Raw genomic sequence first — 12,283 nt, 5'->3', positions numbered from 1 at the left:
ATGAAAAAAATCATTGGTGTTATATTTGCTTTTATCGGATTTGCTATCATATTTGTTGCATGTGGAAGCGAGACTTATGCCGATAAGTTAAAGAAAGAAGAGAAAACAATCAATCGCTTTATCGATACATCGGGTATAAAGGTGATTAATAAATATCCCGAAACCAGAGTTTTTAAAGATAAAGAATATTTCAAAGACCCTAATACAGGTATTTACATTCATGTGATTGATTCGGGAACAAAAGACAAGATCAAATTAGGCGACTATGTGACCATGCGATTTTATGATACAAAAATGCTGCAAACAAACCCGGATACTTTAATTACGAATGATATTCAAGGGGTTACTGAATTTGCATATATGTACATGGATTACGGAAATACCAGTTCTTACTTATTTAGTAACACCAACTATATCTATAGCTTGTCTAGTGAATATTATATGTATTATTTCCTTTCACCGGGATGCGCTTTACCTCTAAGTTATAATCTGGGAAATCAGGCACAGGTAAGTTTAATTGTTCCTTTTTCAAATGGATCTTATTATCAGCAATCAGGATCGTACGAGCCGATATATTTTGGACGTCTGAAATATACAATTGTACCTGATGCAAAATAAGTTTTAGACAGTTACTACATTAATATAATAAAAATGACCTTAATTAAATCTATTTCAGGAATTAGAGGAACCATTGGCGGTAGAGTCGGCGATGGATTAAACCCTTTAGATACTGTGAAATTTGTATCAGCCTATGCAACTTTCATTAGAGAAAGTAAGAATAATGATTCGAACAAAATAGTTGTTGGACGCGATGCCCGTATCTCTGGTAAGATGATGGAACAGATTGTTACCGGAACTCTTATGGGGATGGGTTTTGATGTCGTTAATATTGGTTTGGCTACAACACCTACTACTGAGCTTGCCGTAACAATGGAAAAAGCATGTGGTGGAATTATACTCACAGCCAGCCATAACCCAAAACAATGGAATGCATTGAAGCTTCTGAATGAAAAAGGAGAATTCTTAAATGCTAAAGAAGGAGAAGAGGTTCTTCTTATAGCTGAGGCCGAAGATTTTGATTATGCACATATAGATCATGTTGGTACGCTTACGGAAAAAGACTATACAGATAAACATATACAGGCGGTTTTAGATTTAGAGCTTGTAGACGTAGATGCCATTAAAGCCGCAGACTTTGAAGTAGCTATCGATTGTGTAAACTCTGTGGGAGGAATTGTGCTGCCTAAACTATTAAAAGCTTTGGGAGTAAATAGAGTCAATGAACTTTACTGCACACCGAATGGTGATTTTCCGCATAATCCTGAGCCTCTGCCAGAGCATCTCAAAGATATATTTACAATGGTGAAGACCACACCTTCTGATGTGGGCTTTGTTGTAGATCCGGATGTAGACCGTTTAGCTATTGTATGCGAGAACGGAGAGTTTTTTGGAGAAGAATATACGCTCGTTGCTGTTGCAGACTATGTATTGAAACATACTCCGGGAAATACTGTATCCAATCTGAGCTCTAGCCGTGCTTTGCGTGATGTAACCCGTAAATACGGTTGTGAATACAATGCTTCTGCAGTAGGAGAGGTGAATGTAACTACGCTGATGAAGGCTACCAATGCCGTGATTGGAGGAGAAGGAAATGGTGGTGTTATCTATCCTGCAAGCCACTATGGACGTGACTCTTTAGTAGGTATTGCATTGTTCCTTTCTCATTTGGCACACGAGAAGAAAAAAGTAAGTGAAATACGTGCATCATATCCCGAATATTTTATAGCAAAACAGAAGGTACAGCTAACGCCAAGTATCGATGTAGATGCTATACTGAAAGCTGTTAAAGAAAAATATGTTCAATATGATGTAACAGATATAGATGGTGTGAAAATAGATTTCCCAGACAAATGGGTGCACCTTCGCAAGTCGAATACCGAACCTATTATCCGGGTGTATTCTGAAGCTCATTCGATGAAAGAGGCAGAGGATATCGGAGCTGAGGTAATGGCTGTTATAATGCAACTTGCAAAATAAAAATAGAATAAATAAAGAATAGCAGTTTTGTAAAAAGCTGCTATTTTTTTACCTTTATATTTAGGAATAAAAAATTATCATATATAAAGGATTAATGTAGATATGAAAGAATTAACATTCAAAGGCTTTACTCCAAATACTTTTCAGTTTCTCAAAGACCTGAAAGAGAACAACTATAAAGAATGGTTTGATGAGAATAAACATGTATATGAGAAAGAGCTGTTGAATCCATTAAAGGCATTGGTTACAGCTTTGTCTCCCGCAATGCATAATATCGATCAGTCTTTTGAATTACGCCCCCACCGATGCCTATCGAGGATATATAGAGATACACGTTTTTCGAAGAATAAAGATCCCTATAAAGATTTTATGTGGATGGCTTTTCAGATCCCCGTAACAAACGATATATGGAAAGACTATCCGGGATACTTTATGGAGATATCGGCTACCGGATATACGCTTGGCTTAGGGCTGTTTCAGCCAAAGAAAAAAGTAATGGATGCTTTCCGAGACGAGGTTACTTATGATGCTGAGGAGTTTCAGCGAGTAACTCAAGCTTCTGTATTAGATCGGGGATATGTAATAAATGGCGAGGAATATAAGCGACCTATACCTAATGATCTACCCGAGTATTTCCAACCATGGATACAACGCAAAGGAATATGGGTAAGTAAGACTCAACCTGTAGGAGAGGAATTGTTTTCTCCTGATTTTGCCAATTTGATAAAAGACGATTTTCATGCTATGGAATGGCTGTACAACTTTATGAAGGAAGCCACTCAGATATAGTCTGATTAATAAAAAATTATAGTTATAAATCTAACAAATATAAATCAATATCAATGAATAAAATTAGAGCAGCTATTGTCGGTTACGGAAATATTGGACAGTATGTATTGGATGCAATTATTACTTCACCCGATTTTGAGGTGGCCGGTATTGTCCGTCGTGATCCATCAAATGTGCCTGATGAACTAAAAAAGTATCAGGTCGTAAAATCAATAAAAGAACTAAAAGACGTGAATGTGGCTGTGCTTTGCACTCCCACTCGCAGCGTTGAAGAATATGCTAAAGAGTGCCTTGCATTGGGTATCAATACGGTAGATAGTTATGACATACACGGTGGTATTGTAAATTTACGCCGTGAGCTGGATGCTGTGGCCAAAGCAAATAATACCGTATCTATCATATCAGCAGGATGGGACCCCGGTACAGATTCTATGATCCGTTCCATGTTTGAGTTTATGGCACCCAAAGGCGTAACATATACTAATTTCGGTCCGGGTATGAGTATGGGACATACTGTTGCCGTAAAAGCTATTAAGGGAGTAAAGGCAGCATTGTCGATGACTATTCCACTGGGTACTAGTATTCATCGTCGTATGGTATATATTGAGGTCGAAGAAGGCTATAACTTTGCTGATGTAGCGGCAGCAATAAAAAGCGATGACTATTTTACACATGATGAAACACATGTGATGCAGGTTGAAAATGTAGACAACTTGAAAGATATGGGACATGGAGTGAATATGGTTCGTAAAGGCGTGTCGGGTGCAACTCAGAATCAGCTCTTAGACTTTAATATGAAGATCAACAATCCTGCTTTAACAGCTCAGGTACTAGTTGCTTCGGCTAGGGCTACAATGAAACAAGCGCCGGGAGCTTATACAATGATAGAGGTTCCTGTTATCGACTATATATATGGAGATAAAGAGGCTTTAATAAAAAAACTGGTGTAATAATTATATCAAAAAAATCTGTCTCAAAAGTAAAGACTTCGTTTATTCTTATTATACACAGAAGTTTTGCTTCTGAGGCAGACTATCAAAAATCATTAGACTTATACTCAAAACAGAAATATGATAACCTTTCCCAATGCAAAAATAAATTTAGGGTTGAATATAGTATCCAAGAGACCTGATGGATATCACAACCTTGAAACAGTTTTTTATCCTTTAACGATAAAAGATGCTCTTGAAATTATTGTAAAAGATGAGCAAGGGAAGGATACTTTTTTCGAATCAGGAATTAAGGTTGATGCATCACCCGGAACAAATTTGGTGATGAGGGCATTGTCCTTAATGCGAAAACATTATGATTTTCCATTTGTGGAAGTTCATTTATTAAAGAAAATACCGTTTGGTGCAGGCTTGGGTGGAGGATCAGCTGATGCATCGTTTATGCTTAAGCTGTTGAATCAAACTTTTCAGTTGAATGCGTCTGATGGGGAACTAATCAGATTGGCTGTCCAACTTGGAGCCGACTGTCCCTTTTTTATATATAATCATCCCGTATTTGCCACAGGAATAGGTGAAGTTTTCGAAAAGATTGAATTGTCTCTTAAAAACTATTATTTTGTACTGATAAAGCCTGAGATACATGTACCTACAAAAGATGCTTTCGCTTTGATTTCACCAAAACAACCAAAACAGTCTCTGAAGGAAATCGTAAAATTACCTGTTGCAGAATGGCGAGGTTTGATGGAGAATGATTTTGAGGAAAGTGTGTTTGCTAAATATCCGGCTATAGGCGATATAAAGAATAGTTTGTACCGACAGGGTGCGCTGTATGCTTCAATGTCGGGTTCAGGTTCATCCGTTTATGGTATTTTCACTGAACAAGTTGAGGACCTGGAATCTGTTTATAAGGACTGTTTTTGTCAACAAGGAAAATTCGAATACTAAAAACAGGAAGGGCTGTGATGCTCAAAAAATGCTGCTTTAAGATAAATTATAGATAAGCAATGTTTGTCGGACTTTTACTTCCAGAAATAAAATTGTACCTTTGATAGCTATTTTTTTAATGAAATATTACAAAACTAGCGATAAATGAAGAGAGTATTATTGTTCACTATTCCAGTTGTTTGTGTCTGTGTTTTAGCTTTTGTGTTATTGTCGAATAATAGCCATAGCGAAACAGAGTCTAAAGTTCCTTATGTCTTATCTATGACGAAATCTATAGACATTCCCGAGAAGGTTGATTTTGCAGGGGAGGAGATAAAGCTTGACCGATACGATCTTCATGAGAGATTTGATAGAGAGATAAACGGATTTACATATTTACATTCGACGACGTTATTACTTATAAAAAGAGCGAATCGATATTTTCCTATTATTGAGCCGATTTTAAAAGAAAATGGAATTCCTGAAGATTTTAAATATCTGGCGGTAATAGAAAGTAGTTTAGACCATAGAGCAGTATCTTCTGCCGGCGCAGCCGGACTATGGCAGTTTATGCCAAAAACCGCACCCGGATATGGATTGGAGGTTTCTTCTGAAGTGGATGAAAGATATTCGATAGAAAAATCAACTAAGGCTGCATGTAAATATCTGAAGGAAGCTTACAATAAATATGGCAGTTGGACAAGCGTGGCAATGTCATACAATGCCGGACAGGGGCGTATCAGCGGAGAGCTAGATAAACAACAGGTTGACGAAAGTCTTGATCTGTGGCTCGTTTCTGAGACTTCACGCTATTATTTTCGAATGTTGGCTATAAAGTTGCTATTTGAAAATCCTTCTAAATATGGATTTATCCTCACAGAAAAAGATCTGTACAAACCGATTGAATTTACAAAAGTTGAAGTAACAGAATCGATTCCTGATCTGGCATCTTTTGCAAAAGAAAAAGGGTTGACATATGCACAATTGAAAGATTTTAATAGCTGGCTGAGAGATCGTAAATTAACAATTTCGGCTAAAAGCCAAAGTTCATATACAATTCTTATTCCTACACAGGAATCATTGTACTACAAGAAAGGTAGTAAGGTAAGAGTCCATGATAAAGCATGGATTTCGCATGACTAATTAAAATATGCATAATTAGACAAGGAGCGTTTGGAAATTTGATGGAGACAACTATACCCGAAGAAAAAGACGTCATAAATGTATATGGCGCACGTGTTCATAATCTTAAAAATATTGATGTAGAAATTCCACGAGATTCACTTGTTGTGATTACAGGACTCAGTGGAAGTGGCAAATCATCATTAGCGTTCGATACTATTTTTGCAGAAGGCCAAAGACGTTATATAGAAACGTTTTCGGCTTATGCCCGTAACTTCTTGGGGGGGATGGAGAGACCTGATGTAGATAAAATTACAGGTCTGAGTCCGGTAATATCTATAGAACAGAAAACAACAAATCGTAACCCACGATCGACTGTAGGAACAACTACCGAAATCTACGACTTTCTTCGCCTATTATATGCTCGTGCGGGAGAAGCCTATTCTTATCTCACCGGAGAGAAAATGGTTAAATATACCGAAGACCAAATTTTAGAGCTTATTCTTGAGCGTTATATCGGGAAGAAAGTATATTTGCTTGCCCCCGTTGTTCGTAACAGAAAAGGTCACTACAAGGAGTTGTTTGAGCAAATAAATAAAAAAGGTTATCTGACAGTACGTGTGGATGGTGCAATTCGTGAAATTATACCCGGTATGCGTCTTGATAGATACAAGATGCACAGTGTAGAAATCCTGATTGATAAGTTGGTTGTTTCCAATAAATTTGCTGATAATCTCAAAACAAGCTTGCGCACAGCAATGAAGCAAGGCGATGGGCTGATTATGATACAGGACGTAGATACAGGGGAGGTAAGGCATTTTAGCCGCCAATTGATGTGTCCGTCTACAGGGTTATCTTATAGTGATCCTGCTCCGCATTCATTCTCTTTTAACTCGCCACATGGCGCTTGTCCTCGTTGCAAGGGATTGGGAGTAGTGAATAAAATAGATATGGAAAAGATTGTGCCGAAACCACAATTGAGTATCTATGCGGGAGGTATAGCTCCATTAGGAAAATATAAAAACTCATTATTCTTCTGGCAGATAGAGGCTATCTGTGAGAAGTATGGTGTTACGATTAAGACACCAATAAAAGATGTTCCTGAGGAAGCAATAGATGAAATCATGTTTGGAACAGAAGAGCGTTTGCAAATTAAGAACGAGTCTTTAGGAAGTTCTAATTATGTAGTCGCTTTTGAGGGTGTTGCCAAATATATCGAAATGCAGCAGGATAGTGATTCTTCTGCTTCGGCACAAAAGTGGGCAGAACAGTTTATCAAAACAGATGTTTGTCCCGACTGTAATGGACAACGATTGAGTAAAGAAGCTCTTCATTACAAAATAAATGATAAGAATATTGCCGATCTTGCTGAGATGGATATTCAGCATCTCTTCGAATGGATACAAGATATGGATGTACATATCTCTGAAAGGCAAAAGCTGATTGCCGGAGAAATAAAGAAGGAGATCGTATCCCGCTTGTCTTTTTTATTAGATGTCGGTCTTAATTATTTATCTCTAAATCGTCCATCCGTATCTCTTTCGGGAGGTGAAAGTCAACGTATACGCTTGGCTACACAGATCGGTTCTCAGCTTGTAAATGTGCTTTATATACTCGACGAGCCTAGTATCGGACTTCATCAGAGAGATAATACAAGGCTGATAGATTCTTTGAAAAAGTTACGTGATACAGGCAACTCTGTTATTGTAGTAGAGCATGACAAAGACATAATGCTGGAAGCTGACTATATTGTAGATATGGGGCCTTATGCCGGTAGGCGAGGAGGGAAGGTTGTTTTTGCAGGTACTCCCGACGATATGCTCAAAACCAATACAATGACAGCTAATTACCTGAATGGTAAGCTTGAAATTGAGATACCTAAGAATAGACGCAAAGGCAATGGAAAGAAGATTACATTGAAAGGTGCAACCGGACATAACCTTAAGGGAGTGGATGTTTCATTTCCCTTAAATACATTTATTTGTGTAACGGGTGTTTCGGGGAGTGGAAAATCGAGTCTTGTAAATGGGACATTGCTCCCTATTCTGAGTCAACACTTGTATCGCTCTTTGGCTGATCCATTGCCTTATAAGACGCTTGAAGGGATAGATCTTGTAGATAAGGTGATAAGTGTAGATCAATCGCCGATAGGACGTACACCACGTTCGAATCCTGCAACCTATACGGGCGTTTTTTCAGATATAAGAAATTTATTCGTCAATCTTCCCGAATCCAAAATAAGAGGCTATAAAGCCGGACGTTTCTCTTTTAATGTGAAAGGCGGTCGTTGCGAAGTCTGTGGCGGTAACGGTTATAAAACCATCGCAATGAATTTCTTACCGGATGTATATGTGCAATGTGAAGAATGTCATGGCAAACGTTACAATAGAGAAACGCTAGAGGTGCGATTCAAGGGGAAATCAATAGCTGATGTTTTGGATATGACCATCAATATGGCTGTAGAGTTCTTTGAGAATGTTCCTAATATACTACATAAGATTAAAGTACTGCAAGAAGTGGGACTTGGGTATCTAAAACTTGGACAACCTTCAACCACATTGTCCGGTGGGGAATCTCAACGTGTTAAACTTGCAACCGAACTAGCCCGTACAGATACAGGGAATACCATCTATATATTGGATGAACCTACTACCGGCCTGCATTTTGAGGATATACGGGTTTTACTCGGAGTACTTAATAAGCTTGTTGACAGAGGAAATACAATAATCGTTATAGAACATAATCAAGATATAATAAAAAGTGCAGATTACATCATCGATATGGGACCTGATGGTGGAATTGGAGGTGGAACTGTGGTTGGTTATGGGAAACCCGAAGATATTGTAAAAAAGGGTAATAGCTTTACTTCTGAATACTTGAGAAAGGAAATAAGCAAGTAAAATCTCAAAATAGGATTAATTTTGAAAAAAAAATAGATATTATCTATTGTTAATGTGTAAAATTTACTATCTTTGCTGAGCAAATAGAGATAATATTCGTTTTTGAGATAAATACAATCGAGTCAGGTGAAATTACCGCTTCAATAATGAAGGATCGCTTTGTTATTTACAATCAAAAATACAATATAAAGAAACACAGAGTTGGTTCCTGAAATACATTTGAACCAAGTAATCAGGCTGCAATCAACTCTATTGTGTAGTTTTGTAAAGTTTGTGTTAAGGTTGGGAAGTCTGCGAAGGTGATTTCGCGGACTTTCTTTTGCGCAGAACGAATCTACAGCATAATCCTAGTTCTTATAGAAAAGATTATATCTATATTTATTTATCTGAATTGTGAAGGTAAGTTGTTGGCCAATACTTATTTATTGGTCTATTTTGCTTTTTACAATCTTAATGCTTGTTTCTACCTCTTTTCTTAGATCTGAATCATCGTTATCATTTAACATTTCTATTACAGTTTGGTAATCTTGTAGAGCCTTATTGTATTCTTCCATTTCATAGTAAGTATTTCCTCTATTATAATAAGCTATTGCTGAATTTTCAAGCTTTAAGGCTTTGTTATAGTCAAGTATGGCTTTGTCGTAATATTCAAGTTTTTCGTATACTAACCCGCGATTGTTGTACGCACTGGCATAATCGGGCTGTAAGTCGATCGTTTTATCCAGATCTTGTAAGGCTTTATCGTATAGTCCCATATTGCTGTATATTGAGCCTCGGTTGTAGTATGACATTGCGTCTTTGGGATCGAGGTCTATAATATCGGAGCATACATTCAATGTTCGCATTTCATCTCCCATCTGATAATATGCTGTAGCAAGGTGTACATATGTTTTCAGTAACACCTTATTCCGCCATTCGGTATCTTTTTTATATTTCTCATCATTATTTATTCGTTCGATGAGGGTACTTAGCATGTCTACCTTCTGTTGAGGAGTGTCTAACTTTTTTAATGCAAAATATAGGTCATTATTAAATTTAACTAAGCTCTTTTCTCCTTTCTTTTTTCGGCGTGCTATCAAGAAAAACATTAACGCAAATGATAATAACATAATCCCGAACATTGCCATAATGCCAATTATGCCTATATTTACAAACCAAGACGAGTTACACGAGGTAAACAATAAAGACAAAGATGATATATATATAATCCTCATTTTAAATAAATAAAGTGTTGATACAGTTTTAAGCGGCTTCTTTTGCAAATTTAGATAAAAAGATCAATTATAGAAACTTTCAGCCAAAAGCTATTGAGCTTTTTGGTCTTGAATATATAAAATTAGTAGATTTGTATCGTTAACCTTTCTTAATTCAGTATGTCTCTAAAACTACATGCGCGTATAGATCAACAGATGGACGATTCTGACTTATTCTTTTTGATACAGAAAAGCAATAAGGAGGCTTTTACTATCGTATATAATAGATATCATAAACAATTGTATCTATTAGCTTATACATATCTGAAAGATAGAGATATGTCGGAGGATGCCATTCAGCATGTTTTTTCTAAATTATGGGAATTTCGTAAGGATATTAAGATTAAAGTCAGCCTAAAGAATTTTCTTTATACCATAACGAAGAACTATATACTAAACCAGATCAGAGATAATAATACTGCTATAAAAAAGAATTATGAGTTAGCTTTATCTGTAGAATCTTACGAGGATAATCTATTCGATATTATTGAGCAAAAAGAATTAATGATGCTTTTCAGAAAAGCATTGGAGATGTTGCCTCTACAGAAAAGACAAGTATGTTTATTAAAAATGGAAGGCGATTTATCGAATCAAGAAATTGCTGATAAAATGCAAATTTCTATCCATACGGTAAAGACTCACTATGCGCAGTCAATTAAACTTTTAAGAGCCCACTTAGGAAAAATGTTAATAAGTATTTTATTTATCATTCTTTCATAGGCTATGTGTGTCAATAATATATGAAAATACTAACATACTATATTATAATTCGTATTAAAAATGGAAAGACCATCTGAAGAAACGATCAGAAAAGTTGTTGATGGTATTGCAACACTCGAGGAAACTGCAACGGTAGTAGAATGGTTTGCTACCGAGGAAGGACAAATGTATCTGTCTCATGAGATGGATATGCGTTCTTTTAATGCAAAAGAAGGCTATGAAGAGCTTTTTGTTGATCATGAAATTCCATCAGATAAAATGTTTAATGAAATACTTGCCAGGGAAAGGCGACGAAAACTGCGTCGTACAATGTACCGAGTAGCTGCTATTGTCATACCATTTATTTTGTTGCTCGGATTGGGGTGGCAGGTTAATAAAAAAGTAGATCTTTTTGGTAAAACAGAGTATGTTGATGTATATGTACCTAAAGGTGAGCGGTTACAGGTTATGTTTCAAGATGGTACAAAAGCTTATCTGAATTCGGATACTCATTTGCGTTACCCTAAAAAATTTAGTTTGTTTGACAGAAAAGTTTTTTTGAACGGAGAAGCCTATTTTACAGTAGATAAAAACCCCGACAGACCTTTTATTGTACAAATAGATGATGATATGGTAAAGGTTTATGGTACAGAGTTCAATGTTAAGGCATATTCTACCAGTAACCTAATATATTTAGCTTTGGATAATGGTAATATAAGTCTTATCCCTTTTACAAAAGGACAATATTATATAAAGCCGGGAGAAAAACTTGCTTATGATCGAAAAACTGGAGAATGTAGAATTACGAAAAATGAAGATACAGGTTTTGTTTCGTTATGGAAAAAAGATATTCTCGCATTTAAAGATACACCTCTAAAAGATGTTATTGCAGATCTCGAACGTTGGTATAATGTTTCTTTTACAGTAGAAGACAGGCGAGCTTATATTTACTCATATACCATTGTTTCGGAGAACGTATCATTAGAAAAAATTTTAAAAGACCTAGAAAAGATCTCTCCTGTAAAATTTACACTTGATGGAAATACTGTGATTGTCAGTATGTAATAGCCCTACTAAAATAAAATCATAAAAAAAATACATTTCCTAGTCATACTTTTTTTATCCTTGTGGGTCTATTATGTAAAGGACCTATTTTTTAACCTTAAAAAATGTAAACTATGAAACGTGTAATTTTAGCTTTTCTGGTTATGTTTCTGTGTACGACGATAACAGTGTCTGCACAAAAGGTAACTATGAATCTTCAGCAGGCGAAGCTGGAAAAAGTTTTATCAACAATTGCCGAACAGACAGGTTATACTTTTGCATATAGCCAGCCTGTAGTCAATACCGATAGAATTGTAAGCATTGAGGTAACAAACACAGACTTGCCTCAAGTGTTGCAGAAAGTTTTTTCTGGAACAAGCATCTCTTACGAAATAAGAGATAAGAAAATCCTCCTTTCTGAAAAGAAAGACGTTAATCAGGATCCCAAGACAACACAACAAACTCAAAAAATTACAGTAAAAGGAATTGCCCTAGATGAGGCCGGAGAACCTTTGATTGGTGCCAGCGTGTCAGAAAAAGGCACAACAAATGGAACGATGACAGG

General features: G+C 36.4%; 11 protein-coding genes. 10 read left to right on the top strand and 1 reads right to left on the bottom strand.

Going from position 1 to position 12,283, the window contains the following annotated elements:
* The 7 genes from bamK (at position 1) to uvrA (ending at position 8,722) form a co-directional block, all read left to right on the top strand.
* Entirely contained in the window at positions 1–618 is a 618-nt protein-coding gene (gene bamK, locus PKC55_RS17095; RefSeq protein ID WP_252639099.1) for a beta-barrel assembly machine lipoprotein BamK, read from the top strand.
* A gap of 33 nt (positions 619–651) precedes the next feature.
* Complete coding sequence (gene glmM, locus PKC55_RS17090; protein WP_291129021.1) at positions 652–2,037, top strand: phosphoglucosamine mutase; 1,386 nt, start codon at positions 652–654, stop codon at positions 2,035–2,037.
* 102 nt (positions 2,038–2,139) lie between these two features.
* On the top strand, positions 2,140–2,826 hold the full coding sequence (locus PKC55_RS17085; protein WP_291129023.1) for a DUF2461 domain-containing protein: 687 nt from the start codon (positions 2,140–2,142) through the stop codon (positions 2,824–2,826).
* Between the two features lie 53 nt (positions 2,827–2,879).
* A complete protein-coding gene (locus PKC55_RS17080) occupies positions 2,880–3,776 on the top strand; it encodes a diaminopimelate dehydrogenase (protein ID WP_291129026.1) in 897 nt (298 codons plus the stop codon).
* Positions 3,777–3,896: 120 nt separating this feature from the next.
* Positions 3,897–4,721 (top strand): 4-(cytidine 5'-diphospho)-2-C-methyl-D-erythritol kinase, encoded by an 825-nt coding sequence (gene ispE / locus PKC55_RS17075; RefSeq protein ID WP_291129029.1) that lies wholly within the window; start codon positions 3,897–3,899, stop codon positions 4,719–4,721.
* A gap of 144 nt (positions 4,722–4,865) precedes the next feature.
* Positions 4,866–5,843: a lytic transglycosylase domain-containing protein gene (locus tag PKC55_RS17070; RefSeq protein WP_135107337.1), complete on the top strand. Its 978-nt coding sequence runs from the start codon at positions 4,866–4,868 to the stop codon at positions 5,841–5,843.
* 41 nt (positions 5,844–5,884) lie between these two features.
* A complete protein-coding gene (uvrA, locus tag PKC55_RS17065; protein ID WP_324373599.1) occupies positions 5,885–8,722 on the top strand; it encodes an excinuclease ABC subunit UvrA in 2,838 nt (945 codons plus the stop codon).
* Between the two features lie 422 nt (positions 8,723–9,144).
* Here uvrA and PKC55_RS17060 read toward each other — a convergent pair whose 3' ends face one another.
* Positions 9,145–9,936, bottom strand: a complete 792-nt coding sequence (locus tag PKC55_RS17060) for a tetratricopeptide repeat protein (protein WP_291128721.1) — start codon at positions 9,934–9,936, stop codon at positions 9,145–9,147.
* 159 nt (positions 9,937–10,095) lie between these two features.
* Here PKC55_RS17060 and PKC55_RS17055 point away from each other — a divergent pair, with 159 nt between their 5' ends.
* From PKC55_RS17055 to PKC55_RS17045, 3 genes are all read left to right on the top strand, one after another.
* Complete coding sequence (locus tag PKC55_RS17055) at positions 10,096–10,695, top strand: RNA polymerase sigma factor (RefSeq protein WP_283687734.1); 600 nt, start codon at positions 10,096–10,098, stop codon at positions 10,693–10,695.
* A 60-nt stretch (positions 10,696–10,755) separates the two neighbouring features.
* On the top strand, positions 10,756–11,739 hold the full coding sequence (locus PKC55_RS17050; protein WP_283687733.1) for a FecR family protein: 984 nt from the start codon (positions 10,756–10,758) through the stop codon (positions 11,737–11,739).
* Between the two features lie 113 nt (positions 11,740–11,852).
* Positions 11,853–12,283: STN domain-containing protein (locus PKC55_RS17045; protein ID WP_324373598.1), on the top strand; the 431-nt coding region annotated here is incomplete at its 3' end.

Origin of the sequence: Dysgonomonas sp. (genome assembly GCF_035323175.1) — a bacterium.
In the GTDB taxonomy this organism is placed as follows: Bacteria; Bacteroidota; Bacteroidia; order Bacteroidales; family Dysgonomonadaceae; genus Dysgonomonas.
This window is presented reverse-complemented; position numbering and strand designations above follow the sequence as displayed.

Bases quoted from the DNA above. Each gene is read 5' to 3' on its own strand.
- bamK (WP_252639099.1), top strand. From the start codon at position 1: ATGAAAAAAATCATTGGTGTTATATTTGCTTTTATCGGATTTGCTATC.
- PKC55_RS17070 (WP_135107337.1), top strand. From the start codon at position 4,866: ATGAAGAGAGTATTATTGTTCACTATTCCAGTTGTTTGTGTCTGTGTT.
- PKC55_RS17060 (WP_291128721.1), bottom strand. From the start codon at position 9,936: ATGAGGATTATATATATATCATCTTTGTCTTTATTGTTTACCTCGTGT.
- uvrA (WP_324373599.1), top strand. From the start codon at position 5,885: ATGGAGACAACTATACCCGAAGAAAAAGACGTCATAAATGTATATGGC.
- PKC55_RS17080 (WP_291129026.1), top strand. From the start codon at position 2,880: ATGAATAAAATTAGAGCAGCTATTGTCGGTTACGGAAATATTGGACAG.
- glmM (WP_291129021.1), top strand. From the start codon at position 652: ATGACCTTAATTAAATCTATTTCAGGAATTAGAGGAACCATTGGCGGT.
- ispE (WP_291129029.1), top strand. From the start codon at position 3,897: ATGATAACCTTTCCCAATGCAAAAATAAATTTAGGGTTGAATATAGTA.
- PKC55_RS17050 (WP_283687733.1), top strand. From the start codon at position 10,756: ATGGAAAGACCATCTGAAGAAACGATCAGAAAAGTTGTTGATGGTATT.
- PKC55_RS17085 (WP_291129023.1), top strand. From the start codon at position 2,140: ATGAAAGAATTAACATTCAAAGGCTTTACTCCAAATACTTTTCAGTTT.
- PKC55_RS17055 (WP_283687734.1), top strand. From the start codon at position 10,096: ATGTCTCTAAAACTACATGCGCGTATAGATCAACAGATGGACGATTCT.